Origin of the sequence: Actinopolyspora sabaoui (assembly GCF_051225635.1) — a bacterium.
Taxonomy (GTDB): domain Bacteria; phylum Actinomycetota; class Actinomycetes; order Mycobacteriales; family Pseudonocardiaceae; genus Actinopolyspora.
The window spans coordinates 348,406-371,844 of record NZ_JBMIHH010000005.1 but is presented as its reverse complement, the minus strand read 5'-3'; the positions used below and the strand labels follow the sequence as shown (position 1 = coordinate 371,844).

General features: G+C 67.1%; 22 protein-coding genes and 1 riboswitch. Of the genes, 8 read left to right on the top strand and 14 right to left on the bottom strand.

Going from position 1 to position 23,439, the window contains the following annotated elements; all coding sequences use genetic code 11:
* Positions 1-510: 510 nt before the first annotated feature.
* From ACOQFL_RS11725 to ACOQFL_RS11715, 3 genes are all read right to left on the bottom strand, one after another.
* Entirely contained in the window at positions 511-984 is a 474-nt protein-coding gene (locus tag ACOQFL_RS11725; RefSeq protein ID WP_435544156.1) for an OsmC family protein, read from the bottom strand.
* Between the two features lie 224 nt (positions 985-1,208).
* Positions 1,209-3,071, bottom strand: coding sequence for a translation elongation factor 4 (gene lepA / locus ACOQFL_RS11720; protein WP_435544155.1), 1,863 nt, complete (start codon positions 3,069-3,071; stop codon positions 1,209-1,211).
* 176 nt (positions 3,072-3,247) lie between these two features.
* Positions 3,248-3,631 (bottom strand): VOC family protein, encoded by a 384-nt coding sequence (locus tag ACOQFL_RS11715; protein ID WP_435544154.1) that lies wholly within the window; start codon positions 3,629-3,631, stop codon positions 3,248-3,250.
* 314 nt (positions 3,632-3,945) lie between these two features.
* Between ACOQFL_RS11715 and ACOQFL_RS11710 the strand changes: the two genes are divergently transcribed.
* Together ACOQFL_RS11710 and ACOQFL_RS11705 are read left to right on the top strand one after the other, a co-directional pair.
* On the top strand, positions 3,946-4,413 hold the full coding sequence (locus ACOQFL_RS11710; RefSeq protein WP_435544153.1) for a helix-turn-helix domain-containing protein: 468 nt from the start codon (positions 3,946-3,948) through the stop codon (positions 4,411-4,413).
* A gap of 8 nt (positions 4,414-4,421) precedes the next feature.
* Positions 4,422-4,970 carry a PIN domain-containing protein gene (locus ACOQFL_RS11705; protein WP_435544152.1) on the top strand — a complete coding sequence of 183 codons (549 nt, stop codon included), beginning with the start codon at positions 4,422-4,424 and terminating at the stop codon, positions 4,968-4,970.
* Between the two features lie 18 nt (positions 4,971-4,988).
* Here ACOQFL_RS11705 and ACOQFL_RS11700 read toward each other — a convergent pair whose 3' ends face one another.
* Entirely contained in the window at positions 4,989-5,999 is a 1,011-nt protein-coding gene (locus ACOQFL_RS11700; RefSeq protein ID WP_435544151.1) for an EamA family transporter, read from the bottom strand.
* A gap of 91 nt (positions 6,000-6,090) precedes the next feature.
* On the opposite strand from ACOQFL_RS11700, the gene ACOQFL_RS11695 reads away from it, so the two are divergent.
* From ACOQFL_RS11695 to rpsT, 3 genes are all read left to right on the top strand, one after another.
* Positions 6,091-7,008, top strand: coding sequence for an SPFH domain-containing protein (locus tag ACOQFL_RS11695; RefSeq protein ID WP_435544150.1), 918 nt, complete (start codon positions 6,091-6,093; stop codon positions 7,006-7,008).
* A 9-nt stretch (positions 7,009-7,017) separates the two neighbouring features.
* Positions 7,018-7,224 carry a type II toxin-antitoxin system antitoxin gene (locus ACOQFL_RS11690; RefSeq protein ID WP_435544149.1) on the top strand — a complete coding sequence of 69 codons (207 nt, stop codon included), beginning with the start codon at positions 7,018-7,020 and terminating at the stop codon, positions 7,222-7,224.
* A 307-nt stretch (positions 7,225-7,531) separates the two neighbouring features.
* Positions 7,532-7,792 carry a 30S ribosomal protein S20 gene (gene rpsT / locus ACOQFL_RS11685; protein ID WP_092924347.1) on the top strand — a complete coding sequence of 87 codons (261 nt, stop codon included), beginning with the start codon at positions 7,532-7,534 and terminating at the stop codon, positions 7,790-7,792.
* Positions 7,793-7,930: 138 nt separating this feature from the next.
* Here rpsT and holA read toward each other — a convergent pair whose 3' ends face one another.
* Entirely contained in the window at positions 7,931-8,911 is a 981-nt protein-coding gene (gene holA, locus ACOQFL_RS11680; protein ID WP_435544148.1) for a DNA polymerase III subunit delta, read from the bottom strand.
* A gap of 106 nt (positions 8,912-9,017) precedes the next feature.
* A riboswitch (SAM riboswitch) is annotated at positions 9,018-9,149 on the top strand.
* A 13-nt stretch (positions 9,150-9,162) separates the two neighbouring features.
* Between holA and thrC the strand changes: the two genes are divergently transcribed.
* Positions 9,163-10,434, top strand: a complete 1,272-nt coding sequence (gene thrC, locus ACOQFL_RS11675; protein ID WP_435544147.1) for a threonine synthase — start codon at positions 9,163-9,165, stop codon at positions 10,432-10,434.
* A 421-nt stretch (positions 10,435-10,855) separates the two neighbouring features.
* Here thrC and ACOQFL_RS11670 read toward each other — a convergent pair whose 3' ends face one another.
* The 5 genes from ACOQFL_RS11670 to rsfS all read right to left on the bottom strand — a co-directional run bounded on the left by ACOQFL_RS11670 (position 10,856) and on the right by rsfS (position 16,313).
* Positions 10,856-13,234: a ComEC/Rec2 family competence protein gene (locus tag ACOQFL_RS11670; RefSeq protein WP_435544146.1), complete on the bottom strand. Its 2,379-nt coding sequence runs from the start codon at positions 13,232-13,234 to the stop codon at positions 10,856-10,858.
* 7 nt (positions 13,235-13,241) lie between these two features.
* On the bottom strand, positions 13,242-14,108 hold the full coding sequence (locus tag ACOQFL_RS11665; protein ID WP_435544145.1) for a ComEA family DNA-binding protein: 867 nt from the start codon (positions 14,106-14,108) through the stop codon (positions 13,242-13,244).
* Between the two features lie 234 nt (positions 14,109-14,342).
* Positions 14,343-15,233 (bottom strand): DegV family protein, encoded by an 891-nt coding sequence (locus ACOQFL_RS11660; protein WP_435544144.1) that lies wholly within the window; start codon positions 15,231-15,233, stop codon positions 14,343-14,345.
* Positions 15,234-15,273: 40 nt separating this feature from the next.
* The gene (locus tag ACOQFL_RS11655; RefSeq protein WP_435544143.1) at positions 15,274-15,888 is read right to left on the bottom strand and encodes a histidine phosphatase family protein; all 615 of its coding nucleotides are present in this window, start codon (positions 15,886-15,888) and stop codon (positions 15,274-15,276) included.
* Entirely contained in the window at positions 15,885-16,313 is a 429-nt protein-coding gene (gene rsfS / locus ACOQFL_RS11650) for a ribosome silencing factor (protein WP_435544289.1), read from the bottom strand. Before rsfS ends, ACOQFL_RS11655 begins: the two co-directional genes overlap by 4 nt.
* A gap of 658 nt (positions 16,314-16,971) precedes the next feature.
* On the opposite strand from rsfS, the gene ACOQFL_RS11645 reads away from it, so the two are divergent.
* The gene (locus tag ACOQFL_RS11645; RefSeq protein WP_435544142.1) at positions 16,972-17,562 is read left to right on the top strand and encodes a DUF421 domain-containing protein; all 591 of its coding nucleotides are present in this window, start codon (positions 16,972-16,974) and stop codon (positions 17,560-17,562) included.
* On the opposite strand, the gene nadD is transcribed toward ACOQFL_RS11645, so the two are convergent.
* From nadD to ACOQFL_RS11625, 4 genes are all read right to left on the bottom strand, one after another.
* Positions 17,563-18,186, bottom strand: coding sequence for a nicotinate-nucleotide adenylyltransferase (gene nadD / locus ACOQFL_RS11640; RefSeq protein ID WP_435544141.1), 624 nt, complete (start codon positions 18,184-18,186; stop codon positions 17,563-17,565).
* 128 nt (positions 18,187-18,314) lie between these two features.
* Positions 18,315-18,536, bottom strand: coding sequence for a ferredoxin (locus ACOQFL_RS11635; RefSeq protein WP_435544140.1), 222 nt, complete (start codon positions 18,534-18,536; stop codon positions 18,315-18,317).
* Between the two features lie 134 nt (positions 18,537-18,670).
* Positions 18,671-19,870: a cytochrome P450 gene (locus tag ACOQFL_RS11630; RefSeq protein WP_435544139.1), complete on the bottom strand. Its 1,200-nt coding sequence runs from the start codon at positions 19,868-19,870 to the stop codon at positions 18,671-18,673.
* A 142-nt stretch (positions 19,871-20,012) separates the two neighbouring features.
* Positions 20,013-20,636, bottom strand: a complete 624-nt coding sequence (locus ACOQFL_RS11625; RefSeq protein WP_435544138.1) for a TetR/AcrR family transcriptional regulator — start codon at positions 20,634-20,636, stop codon at positions 20,013-20,015.
* 328 nt (positions 20,637-20,964) lie between these two features.
* Here ACOQFL_RS11625 and ACOQFL_RS11620 point away from each other — a divergent pair, with 328 nt between their 5' ends.
* Positions 20,965-23,055: a RecQ family ATP-dependent DNA helicase gene (locus ACOQFL_RS11620; protein ID WP_435544288.1), complete on the top strand. Its 2,091-nt coding sequence runs from the start codon at positions 20,965-20,967 to the stop codon at positions 23,053-23,055.
* The last annotated feature ends 384 nt before the right edge of the window (positions 23,056-23,439 follow it).

Here is a 23,439-nt window from a genome sequence, read left to right as displayed (position 1 = left end):
TAATGATCGGGACAGCATCCGGTCGTCCACCGGTCGAAAACAAAAAACCGCGGGTGGCGGACGAGGATCGTCTTTGATCAATCACGCGCACCCGTGGGCACCAACCGACGATTTCACCGGATTACCGAACCAACCGAAACCGCCGTTATTCGCTGGGGCATACTAACCGACGGCACGGGAAACGCAACCCCGAGGCGCCGACACGTCCCACCGAACCACCACTCAGAATCGGCGCCAACGAAAGATAAACGCAGGTCACCACACAAATCCGACACTTGCCAGACAATTTTTGAATTAAAGACATAGACAGTATCTATAGGGAAAAACGGAAACGGCGAAGCGGGACGAGCGTCACACCACCCGAATATTTGTCGCGACCTGAAAAGTAACCAACGCACCACGCTGAGTACCCGAAACGGGGTGATATCCCACTGCTCCCGGGCGGCGATTTCTCGTGGAATCGCCGCCCGGGGCACCGGAAGAAGAGGGCCGACCGGTCTCGCGGCCCGGTCAGCTCGCCACGCGGATCACGGGCTCGTGCCGGACCGGAAAGTTCACGGAATTGGCGATGAAGCACTTGCGGTGCGCCTGCTCGTGCAGCTTCGCAGCCCTGTCACGCATCGACTCGCTTCGAACCGTCACCTCCGGGCGCAGCACCACCTCGGTGAAACGACCTCCACCGCCCCGCTCCTCGGTCATGGTGCCGCGAGCCGCGTCGCGGTACTCGGTGACCACGACGCCGGAGGAGGCACAGATCCCCAGATACCAGAGCATGTGGCACTGCGCGAGCGAGGCGACCAGCAGCTCCTCCGGGTTCAGCAGTTCCGGATCCCCCAGGAAGGCCGGATCGGCCGAGCCACGCAGGGGCGCCTTGTCCGCGACCTCGACCAGGTGCTCACGGCCGTAGGAGTCGTACTTCTCGGTACCGCTGCCCCGATTCCCGGTCCAGCGCACCACGGTTTCGTACTCGTGTTTTTCGGACATCGTCCCTCGTTTCGATCCTCGATGCGACGAAGACCGATCCTAGGGAACACGATCCGGTGCTGCCCCCTCGTTTCGCGGATCCGCGGGAGCGGTGCGACACACCCTTACAGGCTTTCGCGCGGGAGGAGTACCGGACACCCGAAGCGGGAGCGCGCGGCATGTCCCACCGAACGAGCCCGACGGAAACCGGGTCGGCAAGACTCCGCTGCTACTTTCCCAGCCGGCTACTTCTTGCCCTTGGAGTCTCCCTTGGAGTCGTCCTTGGCGGACTCGTCGGTGGACAGCGCGGCCACGAACGCCTCCTGCGGCACCTCGACACGGCCGACCGTCTTCATCTTCTTCTTGCCTTCCTTCTGCTTCTCCAGCAGCTTGCGCTTACGGCTGATGTCACCGCCGTAGCACTTCGCGAGCACGTCCTTGCGCATGGCGCGAATCGTCTCGCGGGCGATGATCCGCGACCCCACGGCCGCCTGGATCGGCACCTCGAACTGCTGGCGCGGAATGAGTTCCCGAAGCTTGGAGGCCATCTTGGTGCCGTAGGAGTAGGCGTTGTCCTTGTGCACGATCGCGCTGAAGGCGTCCACCGCCTCGTGCTGCAACAGAATGTCGACCTTGACCAGATCCGAGGCCTGCGTGCCCGCCTCCTCGTAGTCCATGGAGGCGTAGCCGCGGGTGCGCGACTTGAGGTGATCGAAGAAGTCGAACACGATCTCGGCCAACGGAATGGTGTAGCGCAGCTCGACGCGGCTCTCGGAGAGGTAGTCCATACTGTCGAGCCGCCCGCGCCTGCTCTGGCACAGCTCCATGATCGCGCCGACGAACTCGGCAGGAGCGATCACCGTACACTTCGCGATCGGCTCGCGCACCTCCTGGATCTTGCCCTCGGGCCAGTCCGAAGGGTTGGTGACCTCCAGCTCGGTACCGTCCTGCAGGGTGACGCCGTAGACCACGTTGGGAGCGGTGGAGATGAGATTGAGGTTGTACTCGCGCTCCAGCCGCGCCCTGGTGATCTCCAGGTGCAGCAGCCCCAGGAAGCCGCAGCGGAAACCGAAGCCGAGCGCGCCGGAGGTTTCCGGCTCGTAGGTCAGCGCGGCGTCGTTGAGCAGCAGCTTGTCCAGCGCGTCACGCAGTACCGGATAGTCGGACCCCTCGATCGGGTAGAGCCCGGAGTAGACCATCGGGATCGGGTCGCGGTAGCCGGGCAGTGGGTGCTCGGCACCGTTCTTGGCGAAGGTAACCGTGTCACCCACCCGGGACTGGCGAACGTCCTTGACACCTGTGATCAGGTAACCGACCTCACCAACCCCGAGTCCTTCGGAGCGTTTCTGGTCGGGCGAGATGATGCCGACTTCGAGCAGCTCGTGGGTGGCTCCGGTCGACATCATCCGGATCTTCTCGCGCGGGGTGATGCTGCCGTCGACAACCCGGATGTAGGTGATCACGCCCCGGTAGGTGTCGTAGACCGAGTCGAAGATCATCGCCCTGGCGGGCGAGTCGTGCTCGCCGACCGGCGCGGGAACGTTGAGCACCACGGCGTCGAGCACGTCGGCGACACCCTCGCCGCTCTTGGCCGAGACGCGCAGCACGTCGGACTCCGAGCAACCGATGATGTGGGCCAGCTCCGCGGCGTAGTGGTCGGGAGCGGCGGCGGGGAGATCGATCTTGTTGAGCACGGGGATGATCTCCAGATCGTGCTCCATGGCCAGGTAGAGGTTGGCCAGGGTCTGCGCCTCGATTCCCTGGGCCGCGTCCACCAGCAGGATCGCCCCCTCGCAAGCGGCGAGCGAGCGGCTGACCTCGTAGGTGAAGTCGACGTGGCCGGGGGTGTCGATCAGGTGCAGCACGTAGTCCTCCCCGTCGACCTGCCACGGCAGTCGTACGTTCTGGGACTTGATCGTGATGCCGCGCTCGCGCTCCAGGTCCATCCGGTCCAGGTACTGGTCCCGGTACGCGCGCTCGTCGAGCACCTCGGTGAGCTGCAACACCCTGTCGGCCAACGTCGACTTGCCGTGGTCGATGTGGGCGATGATGCAGAAGTTCCTGATGCGTTCAGGAGACGTGAAGGTCGTGTCTGCGAAGGTGCTCACTGAAGTCTTCCTCGCGGGATGTCGACTCGCGTACGGGCAGGGCTTGCGCCCATGGTCCCACGAAAGTGCGGAATGCCCGACCCCAACCCGGGAGTGCGACCGCGCCCCGCACGTCGCGGCGGAGCGGGGCAGGACGGGTGGCCCGACCGCCCCGCCGGGCCCGCGCGGACCACGGATCAGGGATGTTGCCGAACGTCACTGCGCAGCGGATGTTCCGGTGGCACCTCCACCAGCACGATCCGCATCCCGTCGGGGTCGGCGACGGTTCCCTCGATCAGCCCCCAGGGCTGCCGCTCCGGCTCGGCGAGTACCTCGACTCCGAGCTCGCGCAGTTCACGGACGCTCTCGGCGGCGTCGCGCACCTGCAGCCACAGCATCTGGTCCTCGCTGGGGCCGCTGCTGCCGGTGCCGGACACCTCCAGCAGCCCCTGCCCGAGGAAGAACACCGTGCCCCCGGGAAACTCGCGGTGGATCGCGAGTCCGAGCGTGTCTCGGTAGAACCGCACCGAGCGATCATGGTCACCGGGACGCAGGATCATCCTGCTGCTGAGAACCTCCATGCCCCCGTCCTACCCGATCGAGTAGGGATCCGCCGAGCAGCGGTACCGCTCGCGCGGCGATTTATCGCGTAATCGCCGCGCGCCCCGAGGGGAATCGACAGGGCACGGCGCTGTTGCCGTGTCAGAGCATCAATTTCGCGCGAAATCCACGAACGGAGCGGGGAGTCTCGGTAGGCCAGCGGCGACAACAGCCCCAGCACAAGATCCAGAAATTGCGATTTTTTCGAATAGGTATGTACACTGGCACACGCAGGAAGCGAGCGGCCTTCGCGGGCCGCTACGCGTCGAGGGAGGCTCAACCCATGACCGCGACGATGCAGGATCAGACTCTGCTACCTCCGGATGCGGGTAAGGAGCAGAACCTGTTGGGCGCGCTGGCCAAACAGCTCGCAAATGACCAACAAGGTGGGCACGCGCTACTACTGGGGCCGGATGGCAGCGAGCTCGAGCTGCCCGATCCCGTGTTCCAAGCGCTGCGTGATGTGGTCAGCGCCATGTCGCGGGGCTTGGCCATCACGGTGGCTCCGCACAACACGATGCTCACTACCCAGGAGGCGGCCGACCTACTGGGAGTCTCGCGACCGACATTGATCAAACGGCTCGAGGCAGGCGAGATTCCCTATGCGCTCCACGGCCGTCACCGGAAGATGCGCCTGAAAGACATCGTGGCCTACCAGCACCGCACGTGGCAGGAGCGGGAGGAAGCACTCGACGAGATGGCCGCCGCCGGCCAGGAAGCCGGTTTCCACGAAGACACACTGCTGCCGCTGCCACAGGAATAGGAGCCCCGGTGGCTTTCCCCGCCTTCCTGGACACGTGCGTGCTGGTCCCCGGGTATCTCAACGACACGCTGTTGCGGCTGGCCTCGGCGGAGACGTACCGCCCGCTGTGGTCGGCCGATGTACTTGAGGAACTGCATCGCAACCTGGCCAGAATGACCTCGACGACGCAAGCCGACCACCGGCTGCACAACATGCGTCGACACTTCACCGATGCCGAGGTCACCGGCTACGAGTCCTTGCTCCCGAATATGACCAACGACGAAGGTGATCGCCACGTGTTGGCGGCCGCCGTACGAGGAAACGCCGCAGTGATCGTCACCGCGAACCTGCGTCATTTCCCCGGACACTCGTTAAAACCGTACGAGCTCGAGGCAGTACACCCGGACGAGTTCCTGCTCGACCAGCTCGACCTTTATCCGGGACGGGTCATGGCCAGCTTGACCAGACAAGTGAGCGCCTACACCAGGGAACCCACTACGATCGCCGCCTTGATGAACCGCCTCGAACAAACCGGCCTACCGAAGTTCGCCGCCGAGGTCCCACGCCACCAACAGTGAGCAGCCCCGGCTCTCCACTCAGGAGATTCCCAGCAGCACCACACCGCCGAGCACCACTACCGAACCCGCGATCCGTCGGACCGGGTCATCCTCCCCCAACAGCCACCACGCGAGCAGTCCGGCCATCACGATGCTCAGCTCCCGGGCGGGCGCAACGAGACTGACCGGGGCCAGCCGCATCGCGAACAACACGAGCAGGTAGGCCAACGGTGACAACAACCCCACGAGCATCACTTCGCGCCGGTTACCGGACCAGACATCCGCGATCCGGTCCCTCCTGACCCAGGCGTACGGCGCGAACAGCACCACTCGGGTCAACTGATCTCCCCATATGAGCAGCAATGGAGAGAGTGCCAGCGCGGTGACGGCGTAGGCGTCCCAGACGGTGTAAAACGCGATCATGCTGCCGGTGAGCAGCCCGAAACCGACCCCGGCCAGCTTTCCGGCCCGAAGTCGGTTGTCTCCGCCCCCGGAACTGATCACCAATACCCCGAGCATCACCAGCAAGCCACCTGCCACACCGGTGATTCCAGGGCGCTCCTCCAGCACCAGCACCGCGATCAACAGGGCGAGCAGTGGCCCGGTCCCCCGTGCGAGCGGATAGACCACGGACATGTCCCCGACCGAGTAGCCCCGCTGCAGCAGCACGAAGTACGCGAGGTGCAGGGCGGCACTGACGACGACGACGAACAGCCCGAGGTGCAACGGCGGCAGTCCGACGTGCAGCACCACGAGTGCCGCCAGGGGCAGGTACAACACGGCGGAGCAGGCGGCGGTGAGCCACACGAAGGCGGCTCCACCGGAGGCGACCCGCTTTGCGAAGTAGTTCCAACTCGCGTGCACGGCTGCCGCGACCACCACGAGAGCAACCGCCGCCGATCCCATTCGAGCTCCCTCCGGCCGGTCCACATCCGACACGTGACGCACCGCGAAGACGTCGACGGCGTAGCCCGGTTCGCTGCCCATCCGTCGGGCGGGCAGCTTAGCCTCCTGCTGTCCCACCGGTCCCCCACGAGTAACCGAGATCATCCGGCGGTTTCCGACTTTGCCCCCACCTCGAAAAAGTGATATCACTATGATGTCTTCCAGAAATCACGGAACACGGCTGGGGAGGAAACGGATGAGCACCGAGGAAACCGGAACGGGAGTGGCGATGCCGGAACCGGAGATCAGGGAGCAGCCCGCGAGACGAGCCTCGGGACTCCCGATACTCGGGTTAAGCGTCCTGCTGCTGCTCATGGCAGCCGCTCTGGCCGCCCTCGGCGGAGCGACCTCCACCTGGTGGCTGCTCGGGTTCGGGATCGCGCTGGGAGTCGCCACCCTGGTGGGCATGGCCGGACTGGTGACGGTCTCACCCGGCGAGGCACGGGTACTGCAGTTCCTGGGTCGTTACACGGGGACGCTGCGCCAGGAGGGACTGCACTGGATCAATCCGCTGACCACCAGCCGGACACGCATCTCCACCCGCATCCGCAACCACGAGACCAGCGTGATGAAGGTCAACGACGCCGAGGGCAACCCCATCGAGATCGCCGCCGTGGTGGTCTGGCAGGTCGCCGACACCGCACAGGCATCCTTCAGCGTCGACGACTTCGTCGAGTTCGTGCAGACCCAGACGGAAACGGCCGTGCGGCACATCGCGACCAACTACGCCTACGACACCAGAGGCGGGCGGGAGCTCTCCCTGCGGGAGAACGCCGACGAGATCACGGCCAAGCTGTCCGAGGAGGTCTCCGTGCGGGTGCACTCGGCCGGGGTGAAGGTCGTCGAGTCCAGACTCACCCACCTCGCGTATGCTCCCGAGATCGCGCAGTCGATGTTGCAGCGTCAGCAGGCCGACGCGGTCGTGGCCGCCCGGCAACGCATCGTCGAGGGCGCGGTCGGCATGGTCGAATCGGCGCTCGGTCAACTCACCGAGGACCAGGTCGTCGAACTGGACGAGGAGCGCAAGGCTTCGATGGTCAGCAACCTGCTGGTCGTGCTCTGCGGTGACAAGGCGACCCAACCGGTGGTCAACACCGGCTCGCTGTACCAGTGAGGTAGTCGCGTGGCATCCCGTAAGAGCTTCCTGCTCCGCCTGGATCCGGCGGTGCACGACGCACTCGCGCGTTGGGCGGGCGACGAACTGCGCAGCACGAACGCGCAGATAGAGTTCCTGCTGCGCAAGGCGCTGCGGGACGCGGGCAGACTGCCGGGTGAGACCGGACGGCAGCGCGGCAGAGGAAGGCCCAGCAAGGACGAGAACTCGGACTGAGCGACCACGACGGCATTTACCCGCACTGCTGGGGCATACAGGCGGGAACCCCGGCCTCCTCAGCGGGCACCTCCGGCGGGCAGCGCCCCTGACCAGCGGAACCGGGCGCGGCCGCGCGGCGCGGCGTTGCTACGATGGTCGATCGCACCGCGCGGCATTTCCGACGTGGAGGAAGGCTGCCCGCGAACCGTCGTACCGGAACCGTCGGTGAGCCGGAGTTCCCCGGCGATCCGAAACGCTCCGCGACGGGGGCAGCGCCGTTCGAGCGCGGTGGCGGTATGAGTCGATCAGCGAAAGAGGCGCAACAGTGGCCAACATCAAGTCATCCAAGAAGCGAGTCCTGATCAACGAGCGCAACCGTCTTCGCAACAAGTCGGTCAAGACGTCGATGAAGACCGCGATGCGCCGGTTCCGCGAGGCCGCTGCCACCGGCGACAAGGAAAAGGCCGCCGAGATGGAGCGCGCCGCCACCCGCCTGGTCGACAAGGCCGCCAAGAAGGGCGTCATCCACCGCAATCAGGCGGCCAACAAGAAGTCCTCGATGGCCAGGCAGCTCAACCAGCTCTGATCGGGCTTTCCGGACGGTCGACCACCACCGGGACCGTCCATCCCGGAACGCCGGTAACCGGGCCTCTTCGCACGCCGCGGCGAGGCCCGTACTCCGCGGTCCCCATCCATTTCCCGGGGGTCGGCCCGGCTTTTCCGTTCAGCCCTGGTTCCGGGAGCTCCGGGTCGCGATCAATCCCAGCACCGCGCGTTCCAGAGCGTAGTCGGCATCGGCGGCCTGTCCCTTGACCTGACCGTTGAGCGAGGCGACCAGCTGCATCGCCTCGGTCACTCCCGCCGCGTTCCACCCCCGCGCCTGCGAGAGGGCCTTCTTGACCTTCCAGGCCGGCATACCGAGCTCACGCGCGAGCCGGTACTGATCCCCACCTCCAGCGCTGGCCACTCGCCCGATGGTGCGCACGGCGTCGGCCAACGCGTCGGCGATCAGCACGTGCGGCACCCCCAGCTGCAGCGCCCAGCGCAGCGCCTCCAGCGCACCGGCGCGGTCCCCCATCACGGCTTTCTCCGCCACCACGAATCCGGTGACCTCGGCCTTGCCCTGGTGATAACGCCGTACCGCTGCCTCGTCGACCTTGCCGTCGGTATCGGCGACCAGCTGGGACACCGAGGAGGACAGTTCGCGCAGATCGTTGCCGACCGTCTCCACGAGAGCGCTCACCGCGGCCGAGTCGATTCGTCCCCCGGCTCGGGTGGCCTCCGCACGAACGAAGCTCTCCCGCTCTGCGGGCCGCGTGATCCGGTTGCACTCGGTGACGGCGGCCCCCATGGCGCGCAGTTCGCCGGGGAGTTCCTTGGCGTGCTTGGCCCTGCCACCACCGTTGTGCAGCACCACGAGCACCACCCCTTCGGCCGGAGCGCGCGCGTGACGGAGCACCGCCTCCGCGATCTCCTTGTTCGCGTCCTGCGCACTGTCCAACGCGATCACGCGCCCCTCCGCGAACAACGAGGGACTGAGCATCTCGTCGAGCTCGGGAGGGGTGAGGTCACTCACCTTGGAGCGGCGTAGCTCGGCTTCGGGATCGGCCCGGCGAGCGGCGGCGAGAGATTCGGAAACAGCACGCTCGACCAGCAGTTCTTCGTCACCGAGCACGAGATGCAACGAGGCGGGAGCCGAGTTCATGGTCCGCATTCTCCCACTCGGCCCGACGGTCAACCCCGTCCCGGATGCTGGATCGAAGTGGTCGCATGACGGGTTCATGCCGTAGCGTTGCCGAAACAACTTGGATAGCTCATCCAGAGGGGCAGAGGGACCGGCCCGACGAAGCCCCGGCAACCAGCGTCGCCACCGCGACAACGTTCATGGCGTGGTGGCGACGAAAACGGTGCCAATTCCGACCCGCCAGCGGGACAGATGAGGGGAAGGACCTCGCGATGACAGCTGCCGCCCGAACACAGTCCGAGACGACCGACCGGAAGTTCGACCTCGGCCCCGCGGCCGAGCTCGTTTCCAAGGAAGAGGGGCATCGGCAACCCCTGGCTCCGGAGTTCGTCTGCCTGGAGGACTTCTCGCCACTGGAAGTCGCCTACGACTTCGGTCGCGTGCGCAGGGAGGACATCGAATCCGGCCCGCGCTCGATCTGGCGCTACAAGAGTCTACTGCCCGTTCCCTCCGATGTGGAACAACACCCGAACACCGACCCGGGCTGTACGAGGTTGGTCCGGGCCGACGCGCTCGCCAACGCGCTGGGCGTCAAACGCATCTGGATCAAGGACGACACGGGCAACCCCACCCACTCCTTCAAGGACCGGGTCGTGGCGGTGGCCCTGGCCGCCGCGCGCGAGTTCGGTTTCAAGGTACTGGCATGCCCCTCCACCGGTAACCTCGCCAACGCGGTGGGAGCGGCGGCGGCACGTGCGGGCTGGGACTCGGTGGTGCTCGTCCCCTCCTCGCTGGAACGCGCCAAGGTGCTGATGACCGCCGTCTACGACGGCTCACTGCTGGCGGTCGACGGCAACTACGACGACGTGAACCGCCTGGCCACCGAGCTGGCCGGGGAGCACGAGGACTGGGCGTTCGTCAACGTCAACGTGCGGCCCTACTACTCGGAGGGTTCCAAGACCCTCGCCTTCGAGGTGGCCGAACAGCTCGGCTGGCGCATTCCGGAACAGGTCGTGGTTCCCATCGCCTCCGGATCGCAGCTCACCAAGGTCGACAAGGGCTTCCGCGAGCTCGGCGAGGTCGGGCTGGTGGAACAGAGCCCCTACCGGATCTTCGGTGCGCAGGCCACGGGCTGCTCCCCCGTCGCCGACGCCTACAAGCAGAACAACGACGTGGTGCAGCCGGTGCGGCCCGACACCATCGCGCGTTCGCTGGCGATCGGCGCCCCGGCCGACGGTCCGTACGTGCTCGACACCGTGCGCCGCACCAACGGCTCGATCGAGGACGTCAGCGACGAGGAGGTCGTCGAGGGCATCCGGCTGCTGGCTCGCACGGAGGGCATCTTCGCCGAGACCGCGGGCGGGGTCACCGTGGCCACCACGAAGAAGCTGATCGAGTCCGGACAACTGGACCCGGACTCGGAGACGGTACTGATGATCACCGGTGACGGTCTCAAGACGATGGACTCGCTGCAGGATCACGTCGGCCCGAAGGCCACCGTGGCGCCGAACACCGAAGCAGTGGATGAGGCACTGAACCTCTGAAGAACGGTACCGCTGAGCGCCTTTCGCGCTCGGCCGGTTACCGGTCGCTGAGGCGGACGCTTGCCACGTTGGGCCGCTCTTGAGTAGGTCGCTACGCGGCGAGCGGCCCTGCCTCGCAATCGAACCACCTCAGCGACCGGGGTTCTCTCGTTCGCCGCCTGTTGGCGGGGTTTGCGACGTACTGCGTGGCGGAACCTCTCGCACCGCTCTCGCTCCGGGGAGGCCCGACATCGGGTAGCGATCTACACAACGTCGGGCCTTCCTCGCGAGAGCACCACGAGAGAACCCGCGGCGGTGCGAGCTGCGAGAGTGGTTGTTCGGCGCTGTCGCGCCGACTTGAATACGCAACGACGAGCACACAGAAAAGTCAGTGGTTATGCGGATAGTCCAGTCGGGAATTTTCCAGCCCGGCTGAACTCGCTCAATTAGCGGGACGGAAGGGGTCGCCGGTGTTGGCGGTCCGCATGCTTCGCTTTCCGCCCAGCACCGCGATGTCCCCGCGGCGATCGGTGCGGCGCACCACGGCACCGAGGTCGCGCAGCGTCGTGACGATCTCGTGGCTGGGATGCCCGTAGTCATTGCCGTGTCCCACGCTGATCAGCGCCACCCGTGGGGAAACCGCCCGGAGGAACTCCTCGCTGGTGTACCCCGAACCGTGGTGCGGCACCTTGAGCACTTCCGAGTCCAGCCGGACCCCTGCCGCGAGCAGCTCGCGCTGCGCGGCCAGTTCGATGTCGCCGGTCAACAACACCCGCCCTACCGGGGTCTTCGCCCGCAGCACCACCGAGGCGTCATTGACCCGTTCCGCCCCCACGGGTGCGGTGGCCACTTCCGGGGCCAGTACCTCGACCGCCAGCGCGGGCCAGCGGATCAGCTGCCCCGCGTTCAGCCGCACCAACCGCGCGTCGCTGTCGCGTACCCGTTGTCGAACGCCGGTGTCCGACCAGATGGACGGTCGGGCCGCTCCCGTCGCCACCGCATCGACCTCGCGTCCCACCAGCACCCCGGAGATCCCGGCGTAGTGATCGGCGTGCGGATGGGTGAGCACCAGCAGTGGAACGTGCCGTACCCCGAGGCGGTCGAGACACCGATCGACCAGGGCGGCGCTGGGCCCGGTGTCCACCACGACAGCGGTGTCGCGCTCTCCGGTTGCCAGCACCAGGCTGTCCCCCTGACCGACGTCGCAGGCCACGACGCTCCAACCGGCCACGGGCCAACCACCGGGCCGCACTCCGATCGTGACCAGCAGCAGTAGCACGGACAGCAGCGACCCGCCCAACAACCTCCTGCCCGTGCGGAAGCGGAGCAGTAGCAGGATCGCGCCCACCAGCGCCATCACGAGCGGGATTCCCGGCGCCCCGGAAGGCAACGGGATCGTCGCCAGCGAGGAACTCGCGGCACACCGGGCCACCAGCAGCACCCACTCCAGTTCCGGAACGGCCAGCAGCACCAGGAGTTCACCCAGCGGGGCGAACCAGGGGGCGAGCAGCGTCGCGGCCACACCGAGCACCGTGGCCGGGGCGATCACCGGTTCCACCAGCACGTTCGCGGCGACACCGACGAGGCTGAGCTCCCCGGACAGCGCGACCACGAGCGGGGCGGTGGCGAGTTGCGCGGCGGCCGGTGCCACCAGCGCCTGAGCCAACCGCAGGGGCACCCCACGTCGCCGCAACCACCCCGACCACGCCGGGGCGAGCAGCACCAGAGCTGCCGTGGCCGTGACCGACAGCGCGAACCCGGGGCTCACGGCCAGCCGGGGGTGCCACAACAGCAGCAAAATCACGCAGCCCGCGAGCGCGGGCAGTGCCGTTCCGTTACGGCCCAGCACCAGCGCGAGCAACCCGATCGCCCCCATTACGGCCGCACGCAGCACGCTGGGCTCACCCCCGGCGAGGACCACGAATCCCGCCAGCGCCACCCCCGCGCAGCCCGCGGCCAGCGGGGGTGGCGCACGCATCGCACGGAGCAGCAGCAGTACGGCGCCGCAGACGATCGCCAGGTTCGCCCCGGAAACCGCGGTCAGATGGGTCAGCCCCGCCTTTCCGAAATCACGGCGGACCGTGTCGAGCAACCCGCTGGTGTCGCCCACCACCAGGCCGGGAAGGAGTCCTTCGGCACGTGGGGAGAGTACGGAATCGGAAACATCGCGTAGTCCCGCGCGCAGCCGCTCGGCGAACCGCTGCGAAACGGGCGGCCGAGTCACGTCCTCCGGTGGCTGGTGGACGGCGAGAACGATGACCAACAGATCGGCTCCACGTGGCCGGAGCGCCGCACCGGTGGTGGTGGCTCGCTGTCCCCGCAACAGCTCGCCCCAGGATTCGGCGGGCACCAGCAACAGCACCGAACCGGAATCCGGCTGCCACCGCTCCCGCTGTCGTACCGCTCGGATCCGGGCTCGAACCACCGACCGTGCCCCGAGCCCACCACCGCCGGTCGAGGCACCGCTCACGGGTGTGGGGCGTTCGGTGAGCTCGACGCGCAGCCGTACGCTCTCGCCCCGGGAGGCGGATTCCCGAAGCGGGTGGTTCTCGACAGGACGCAATCGCACTGCCAGCCCGAAACCGGCGGTTCCCACCAGAACCGAGCACGCGATCACCCCGACGGCCCATCTCCGACCCGTCACGAACAGGCACGCCGTTGCCGCCGCGGCACCGCAGCACGCCAACAGGGCGGCGGCGACCCAGCCGGTGTGCAGCCCGGTCAGCGTGACACCCCAGACTCCGAGCGCTGCCGGTACCAGCCGGAGATCCAGCGGGCGGGTCGTCGACGCGGCAGTGGTCGAACCCGACGGCTCGGTCATCGCCGCCTCACACCCGAACCAGATCGCGCAACCGCGAGAACCGCACCGTCCCGATCCCGTCGACCTCGCGAAGCTGGGTCACCGATTCGAATCCCCCGTTCTCGGAACGCCAGCGCAGGATCGCCCCTGCCGTGACCGGACCGATGCCGGGCAGTTCCCGTAACTGTTGTTCGTCGGCCCGGTTGAGATCCACCTTCGAGGAGCCGGTGGCGGTGGTGCCGTCCGGTACCGACCTCGAGGCACGTGACGGCACCGGAACCCCGACGTAGAGCTGTTCCCCGTCGGACAGTTCCCGAGCCAGGTTCAACGCCAGGGTGTCCGTCTCGGGTAGCGGGCCTCCCGCCGCCCGCAGCGCGTCGGCGACACGGGAGCCCGCCGACAGCGTCACCAGCCCCGGTTCGTGCACTCTGCCCACCACGCTGACCACCAGCTCGGCGTCGGAAGAGGTGGTGACGGCCGCATCGGTCACCGCTGCCGTTCCCGGAGCCGGAATCCGAGTCGACGGGACCGGCGTGGTCCCACCGCCGGAGTCGCGGCTCAGCAGCAGAACGAGGCAGCCGATCACGGCGGCGAGAACGACGCCGAGGCACCCCGCCCGGCCCGGATCCAGCAGCACCTCGCGCGGTGTTCGGGGCACCCACCGCCGCACCCGATCCCCGGTTTCCGTCCGCTCGTGGCTTTCCGCGGCCTCACGAATCTCCGACGCCTCGGCGCTCTCCGCGGTGTCGGACGCGGAGACCGGGACGGTCGCGCCGCCCTCGGAACCCATCAACTGCCGCAGCCGTCGACGGGCCGGGGAAAGCTCGTCGTTGGCGGCGGCAACGGTTCGTTCGTCCGAAGGGGACGAACCGTTGGACCGGAAAAGATGGGGCATACCGGCGAAGCTAACCGGCGGTGCACCGAGCGGGAACACCGAAGAACGCCTCCGGTGGACAGCCGAGCGCGTTGTGGACACTTACGCGGCGAGCCGCACGCTACGAGATGGCACCGAGCGCCACGAGGCGGTGTTGAAAACCGGAACGCCCGCGGGGCGAAGTTCTCGGAGCTCCTCCGGCCACGCGTTCGGATCCCGCCCGGCGAGCGCGACACCCCGCGCGGAGAATTCCGTTCAGTCGTCGAAAGGTGTGATGCCGGTGGTATTCCACCCGCCGGGCAACACGACGACTCCCACCGAGCCCGGCCCGATGTGGGCTCCGATGGTGGCCCCGACCTCGGAAACAACGCAGTCGGAGCAACCGGGCAGTCGCTGTCGGATATTTCGGGCGAGTGTCTCGGCGCGTCCCGGTGCCGCCAGGTGGTGGACGGCCAGCGCCGGTCCGTGCGGGGCCCCGGTGTCCGGGACCGCCTCGACAGCCAGCTGCTCCAACCTCCGCACGGCCGCACTGGTGGTCCGCACCTTCTCAGCGGCGTCGATCACGCCGTCGTGCAGGTGCAGCAGCGGCTTGATCGCCAGCGCCGTTCCCAGCAGGGCGGAGGCGGTGCCGATGCGCCCGCCCCGGCGCAGGTACTCCAGCGTCTGCACCGAGAAGAGGATGGTTCCCCGCGCCGCCACACGCTCGGCCACTCCGGCGACCTCCTCCAACGCCGCGCCCCCAACGGCCAGCTCGGCGGCGGCCAACACGGCGAAACCCAGCCCCATGGCCACCGAGCGGGAGTCGACCACGTGGATGGCCGAGGGCGCCACTTCGCGCGCGGCGGTGCGAGCGGCATCCACCGTGCCGGAGAGTTCACCGGACAGGTGGATCGAGAGCACACCATCGGCCCCCGCTTCCAGCGCCGCGCGGTAGGCGGCGGCGAACTCGGCAACCGCCGCCCCCGACGTGGTGACCCGCCTGCCGCGACGGAGCTGCTCGGTGAGTCGTCCCGGACCGAACGAGGTCTCGTCGCTGTACTGCTCGGCCTCCGTACTCACGTGCAGCGGAATCACGCGCACGCCGTAGTACTCGACCCGTCGGGCGGGCAGGTACGCCGTCGAATCGGTGACCACGGCGACGCTCAACGCGGGTCCCGCCGAGAACCACGAGCGATCCGGGAGAGCGTCATTCGACGAACCCGCCGTTGTAGGTCGTCAGTCGCCAGCCGTGCTTGCCGAGGGTGCTGCGGGAGAGCACGGTCCAACCGCAGTTGCCCACCCCGGCGAGGCTGGACCAGATCTCGGTCGGCCACCCGAGCAGTCTGGCGGTCAGCGCGGTTATCAGCCCGCCGTGGGCGCACAACAGCGCCGTGCCCTCCACGGCCTCGTCGAGTTCACACACCACCTCGTAGGCGCGTTCGGCGACCTCCACCCTGGTCTCACCGTCCGGTGGTGCCCAGCTCGGCTGGGTGCGCCACGTACCCATCGCCCCGGGCCACCCCTGCTCGACCTCGGCGCCGCTGAGCCCCTGCCACTGCCCCAGATGGGTCTCGCGCAGCCGCTTGTCCAGCCGGACCTCCTGCCCGGTGAACTCGGCGAACGCCGCGGCTGTGGTGCTGGCACGACGCAGGTCCGAGCTCACCGCCACCTCCGGGCCGAACCCCGCTACCAGCGGCGCGGTGCGTTTGGCCTGTTCCAGACCGAGTTCGGTGAGTTCACTGTCGAGATGCCCCTGGATACGGCCTGCCAGGTTGTAGTCCGTCTCGCCGTGCCGCCAGAGCACCAGCCGTCGCAGGGTCACGCTTGACTACCCTCTTCACTGGGCTGTTCGGTGGAGTCGGGCTGTTCGGCGGAGTCGTCGGGAGCACCGTCGTGGTCGAACTCGATGACCGGGCAGTCCTTCCAGAGCCGTTCCAGCTCGTAGAAGGCACGCTCCTCGGAGTGCTGCACGTGCACGATGACGTCGACGAAGTCGAGCAGCACCCAACGCCCTTCCCGGGTGCCCTCCCTGCGAACCGGTTTCGTGCCCGCGGCCCGCATCTTCTCCTCGATCGCTTCGACGATCGCTCCGACCTGCCGTTCGTTGGAGGCGGAGGCGATCACGAAGCAGTCGGTGATGATCAGTCGGTCGGACACGTCCAGCAGAAGCAGTTCCTCGGCCTTCTTGTCCGACGCCGCCCGCGCGGCTACCAACGCCAAGCTGCGGGCGTTCTCACTGGCTGCCACATCGCTCCTCTCGGTGGTCACGGTCTGCCACCCGTACTCCGAACGAGGATAACCGTCCCTCGCTCGGCGGGCGGAATCCGCCGTACCGGCCGGGACAGGGGACGAGCTTTCGTGCACAGGACCCGAGAACTCGGTCCGCATGATGAGTTTTCACCTGTTCACCACCAGCGTGACGCTGCGAGCACTGCACTCAAACCTTTCCCGGAGTCGTGCCCTCAGCAAGTACACGGAAGAGATCGATCGGATATCCGCCTTCCATGCGGCAGTGGCATTCGCGAACGCACGGCTCCCCGAAACGATCGCGAGTCACCGGAGTACCCGCGAAGAAGTGAGTATTCATCATGACTCGGGGCCGAGCGGATGAGAACAAGACGTTCGAACCGCTGGTGAAAGTCTCACACAACGCAACGCCAAACTTCGCGAGATCGCGGGGAAAGGCCGCGGGCAGGAAGCGCTGACCACTCGATCCGGACTGTTTCGGTGCCTCCGATGAGGGGTACGCCACACACAGCTCCGTCGTCTTGTCTCGACACGAGGTCAGCCGGAACAGCGAAGCAGCGTGGTTAAGCGGGCAGCCGGGCTGCGAAGCTCTGTTCAGCGTGCCAGTGGCATGGTGCCGCTGCTTCGTCTCTCGAGTACGTATCCGGGGAGGTATGCGGTGTTCAGCGGCTTGATCACGAGCTGGCAGGCGCTCGTACTAGTGGTCATCTCCACGTTGGGAATCTACGTGGCCATGATCATTTTTTCGCGTGTCGCAGGGCTCCGATCGTTCTCCCAGATGACAAACTTCGATTTCGCGGCGACGGTCGCGTTCGGCTCGATAATGGCGACCACCGCCGTGAGTTCGGGAGTGAGCCTGCTGCAAGGAATCATCGCCCTGGGAATGCTCTTCGCGGCCCAAACATCGATTGCCGCCCTACGAAAACTAGGGAGCTTCGAGCGGCTCGCCGATAACCGACCACTGCTGTTGATGGATGGGCGGGAGGAACTCAGTCGCAACCTCGAACACGCCCAGATGACCCGCGACGACCTCTACTCGAAACTGCGTCTCGCGGGAGTGACGCACTTGGACCAGGTCCAAGCTGTCGTGTTGGAAACCACGGGCGAGGTTTCGGTACTTACGGTCGACCCCAATGGGCACCCCTTGGAGAACCGCATGCTCTCCAGCGTCGAAACTTCGCCAGAGTCGCCGCGACACGCACCTCCCGATCCACCGAACCGGAACTCCTCCGGCCAACGAGACGCTTGATCACGGCCCCCACTCCTGCGCGGGTGACTGGCCGAAGCGGCGGTAGAGGCCGCGCTTGCTGATGTACTGGACTATTCCGTCCGGAACGAGGTACCAGACCGGCAGGCCGGAGGCGACGCGCTGTCTACATCCGGTGGAGGAGATGGCCATGGCGGGGATCTCGACCAGGCTGACCGAACCACGCGGCAGGTGTTCGTCGTCCAGGGAATACCCCGGACGTGTGACTCCGATGAAGTGCGCCAGATCGAACAGGTCGTCCACCCGGTGCCAGGAGAGAATCTGTTCCAGGGCGTCCGCCCCGGTTATGAAGTACAACTCCGCGTCGGGGTACTGCCGCCGCAGATCGGAGAGCGTGTCTATCGTGTAGGTTGGACCGCTGCGATCGATGTCGACCCTGCTGACCGAGAACCGCGGGTTGGAGGCGGTGGCGATCACCGTCATCAGATAACGGTCCTCGGCCGAACTCACATCCTCGTGGCCCTTCTGCCAGGGCTGACCGGTCGGCACGAACAGCACCTGCTCCATGCCGAACTGGGCCTGCACCTCACTCGCTGCGACGAGATGGCCGTGATGGATGGGGTCGAAGGTTCCCCCCATGACGCCGATTCGGCGAGGACGCGACATGGTGCCCCAGCATAGTCGCCACACGGCGGGAAGATCCCGGAAGGACGCCGTGCCGTGACTGACCCCACGAGGCACGGCGCACGATCACCCGCGGGCCGCGACGAGGCGCCGGCAGGAGCGCGCCCCGATCACGGCTCGGGAGCCAAGGTGCGTCCCGACTGCGCGTCACGAACTCGGATCGCCTCCACCGGACAGGACTCGGCCGCGTCCACCACGTCGTCCTCCGGGTCGATGTCAGTTCGTAACGGGCGCGAGACACCGTCGACCAGCTGGAAATGCTCCTCGGCGATGGCGGCACACATTCCCGAACCGATACACGTCTCGCCGTCGACCTCGACCTGCCAACTCATCCGATCACCTTCCATGTTTTCGGCACTGACGCCGTCGGTTCAGTGTTCGCCCCACGGTTTCGCTCCGCGACACGACGAGCGCGACGGACGAGGAGGGCCCACCGGAATCCGGAAAGCACGGCGCTGTCACAGGGTCACCAAGTCACCGGGAGATTCCTCGGTCCACGCACCAGCATTCCGGTCTTCCAGGAGACCTCCGGTTCGTCCACTGCGAGCCGCAGGTCCTCGAAGTCCCGCAGCAACGTGCCCAGTGCCACCTGCAGTTCCATCCGCGCCAACTGCGCCCCGAGGCAGTGGTGCGGGCCGTGCCCGAAGCCGATGTGCGAGTTGGAGTCGCGTCGCAGATCGAGCCGGTCGGCATCCTCGAAGACGGACTCGTCGCGGTTGGCCGAAGCGAGGCTGGCCAGAACCGGCTCACCCGCGCGGATCAGTACACCGCCGAGCTCGACGTCCTCCAGGGCATAGCGTGGAAAGGCCGCGTTGACCCCCAGCGGGACGAACCGCATGAGTTCCTCGACGGCCGCGGGAATGCGTTCCGGATCGGCACGCAGCCAGCCGAGCTCCTCGGGATGCGTCAGCAGCACGTAGACGAAGTTGGGGATCTGGGTGGCCGTGGTCTCGTGCCCGGCCACGAGCAGACCCACCGAGAGGTCCAGCAGTTCGGTCTCGGAGAGCTTGTCCTGTTCGTCCCTCGCCTGGATCAGCGCGCTGAGCAGATCGTCGGCGGGACGCTCCCGCCGCTGCTCGACCAACCCGGCCATGTAGGCACGCATCTGTCCGATGTAGTCGTTGACCTGCTGTTCGGACAGCTTGCTCGTGGACAGGAAGGCATCCGACCAGACCCGGAAGTCGGTCCTGTCCTCGTAGGGAACCCCGAGCAGTTCGCAGATCACGGTGATCGGCAGCGGCAACGCGAACTCCTCCACCAGGTCCAGCGGAGGCCCGCTGCGCCGCATGGCCCGACTCAGGTCGTCGGCGATCCGCTGCGCGCGCGGCCGCAGCTGCTCGACCCTGCGAGCGGTGAACGCCTTGGCCACCAGCTTGCGCAGCCTGGTGTGCTCCGGTGGGTCCATGGTCAGGATGCCGGTCTGCTGCGGATTCGGGCGCGCGCGTGGCTCGTCCTTGTCCACCGTGGCCGCGCGGCTGAACCGTGGATCGGCGAAGACTGTTCGCACGTCGGAGTATCTGGTGGCCAGCCATGCCGCTTCGCCGTAGGGAAGCTGCACCCGCGACACCGGTTCCTGCTTGCGCAGCTCCGCGTAGAACGGGTCCAGCCGCAGTCTGTCGGGCGAGCTGAACGGATAGGTCCGCGGCGTCGGGTCGACGGTGGTCATGCTCGGCTCCCGCACACGAGACGACAAGTAAGCAGTTGCTTACTATCCGCATGGTAAGAGCCCGAACCGGGCCACGCATTCCGCCGAACAGGTAACGGGAGCACCCGACGCTCCGGCGCACACCCGAACCGGACGACGCCGCTCACTCCTCACCGGCAGACGCGTTCCGTTCCAGGAGCAGTGGAACGGCACGCATCAGGTAGTCGACGACCACCTCGGGCGAAGCCTCGGTCAGCGGGCTCTTGCGCAACACGGAACGCATCATGCCCACACCGAAGAACCAGGCGAGCACGAGGTCGGCCCGCAGCTCGGCATCGGGGGCGTCGGTGAGCGAGGCCAGCCGACCCGAGTAGGAACCACCCAGCTCGTCACGCAACAACGTGGCCGCCCGCTCGTCACTGAGGGAACGCAGCAGGGCCACCAGCGTGTGCTCGGCACCGGAACGCGTGTGCTCGGACAGCACACTCTCCAGGATGCGACGCGGCAGTTCCGCCGCGGGCCCGCTCCGCAACAACGCCTCGCTGTTGTGACTGAGCACCTCGGCGAACAGCTCCTGTTTGGAACCGAAGTACCGGAACAGCAGTGCCTGATTCACCTCGGCGCGCGCGGCGACCTCGCGGACCGTGGTCTGGCCGAAACCGCGCTCGGCGAACAGTTCGCCCGCCGCACGCAACAGCGCCGTCCTGGTCGCCGTCGGATCACGCTTTCGTCGTGGCTGTCGGTCCTCGCACAAACCCGCCTCCCGAGACGGTGCCGACACGCTCATCCGATCACCGGAAGTGCCTCACCGGCCGCCGGAAATCGTGACACGACCCACTACAACACAGGAGTGAGCCGAGGAACACTTCAGCCGTGTCCGGTCGATGGTCACCACACCCGGTCAGCCGTGCTCGGCGGCACCCTATCGTGCCGCTCGCTCCTACGCCGCTCGTTCGGCGGGCCGCACCGCCGGCCCGTACGCGAGGCGCGTGGGCATCACCGTGCTCCAGCGGCACCCGAGAAACGGTCATACGACGGACGAGCACCCACCCGTTGGGCCGAAGACAGCGGGTTTCGGTAAGAATCGGCCCGTGGACGAACAGGCGCTTCGAGAAATGGCCGAAGAACACCTCCGTGCGCTGGCCGGACCGATGGCCACGCTGCGCGAGGACCAGTGGAGCGCCATCCGCGCCCTGGTGCTGGAGCGGCGTCGGGCCCTCGTGGTGCAGCGGACCGGTTGGGGGAAATCAGCCGTCTACTTCGTGGCGACGGCCCTGCTGCGCGACCTGGGCGAAGGACCGACCGTCATCGTGTCCCCACTGCTGGCACTGATGCGCAACCAGGTCGAGGCCGCCGCCGCGGCGGGTGTGCACGCCGCCACCATAAACTCGGCCAACCAGGAGGAGTGGGCCTCGATCGAGGAAGAAGTCGCCGTCGGCGATGTGGACGTACTGCTGGTCAGCCCGGAGCGACTGAACAACCCCGATTTCAGGGACAACGTACTGCCGGAACTAACCCGCAACACCGGACTGGTCGTGGTCGACGAGGCCCACTGCATCTCCGACTGGGGACACGACTTCCGACCGGACTACCGCAGACTGCGAACCCTGCTTACCGAGCTGCCCGACGGGGTGCCGGTGCTGGCCACGACCGCCACCGCCAACGATCGGGTGGTGCACGACGTCTCCGAGCAGCTCGGCGTCACCGAGGACTCGGAATCCCCGAACACCCCGCTGGTGCTGCGCGGATCGCTGGATCGCGAGAGCCTGCGACTCGGCGTGGTTCCGCTGCACTCCACACGGGAACGCCTGGCGTGGCTGGCCGACAACCTCGAACGACTTCCCGGTTCCGGGATCATCTACACCCTGACGGTGTCCACCGCGGAGGAGGTCGCGGACTTCCTGACCGAACGCGGTTTCGCGGTCAGCTCGTACTCGGGCCGCACCGAGGCGAACGAGCGGGCCGCCGCGGAGTCGGCACTGCTGAACAACGAGGTCAAGGCACTGGTGGCTACCTCGGCGCTTGGTATGGGCTTCGACAAACCGGACCTCGGTTTCGTGATACACCTGGGTGCCCCCGCCTCCCCGATCGCCTATTATCAGCAGATCGGCCGCGCCGGACGCGGCGTCGAACGCGCCGAGGTGGTGCTGCTGCCCGGTGACGAGGACCGTCGGATCTGGGACTACTTCACTTCACTGACCTTCCCCGGCGAGGACACCGTGCGCGCGGTACTGGCGACTCTGGAGAGCGCCGACAAGCCGCTTTCCACCGCCGCGCTGGAACCGCACGTGGAGCTGAGCAGGTCCCGGCTGGAGATGGTACTCAAGGTGCTCGATGTGGACGGCGCGGTGCGGCGGGTGAAAGGCGGCTGGACCGGCACCGGTGTCGCGTGGTCCTACGAGAGCGAACGCTACGAACGGATCGCGCGGCAACGAGAGGTCGAACAGCAGTCGATGCTGGAGTACCAGCGAACCGCGAAGTGCCGCATGGAGTTCCTGCGCGCCCAGCTGGACGATCCGCACGCCGCACCCTGCGGACGTTGCGACAACTGCACCGGAACGACGTACTCCACCGAGGTGAGCCCGGACACCTCCGAGTCCGCCCGGCATCGACTGGAACGCGCCGGGATCACACTGAACCCCCGCAAGATGTGGCCGAACGGGATGCGGGAGGTCGGGATCCCGGTCTCCGGCAAGATCCCACCGGCCGAACAACACGAACCGGGGCGTGCGCTCGGCAGGCTGAGCGACATCGGCTGGGGTGACAAGCTGCGCGAGCTGCTGCGTCCGGACACTTCCGACCGCGAGGTTCCGGAGGAGCTGGTACAGGCGTGTGTACGGGTGCTCGCCGAATGGGACTGGAAGGACCGACCCGCGGGGGTCGTGGCCATGGGCTCGTCCTCGCGGCCGATGCTGGTTTCCGGACTGGCGGAGCGGATCGCGAGCATCGGCAGGCTGCGGCTGCTCGGCCACGTGGCGCACGATCCGAACCGGACACCGCGACGCAGTCACAACAGCGCACGACGGTTGGCCGGGCTGTGGTCACGGTTCAGCCTGCCGGAGGAGCTCCCCCTCACCGACCTCGGTGGGCCGGTGTTGCTGGTGGACGACTACGCCGACACCGGCTGGACCCTCACCGTGGTGGCCCGCATGCTGCGCAAGTCCGGCGCCTCCGGGGTGCTTCCCCTTACCCTCGCCAGTACCTGAGCGGAATTTCGGGCTCATCGCCGGAGATACTCAGGTAGCGGAACCTCCGACGGCGCCTCGCTGTATTGCTGGGGCGATCGCTCCGGCGCGGTGGCCGGGTCCCTGGTACCTCGCTCATGGTCACTCCCCGACTGCGCTCTCGGGTTCGGAAATTTCGCGAGAAATTGACGCCCCCGCACGGCGGTATGGCACGGCTGGCGTCAATTTCCCACGAAATCGCCGGGCCATCGACGCGAAGCTGAGCTCTCACCACGCCCGCCACGCAGGCCGAACTCCGACCACCCTCGCGAGCCGAACTCCTACCACTTGCGCAGTCGGCGCCGCTGCGGGTTCTCTCGTGCGGTTCTCGCGAGGAAGGCCCGACGTGGCGTAGGTGGCTACTCG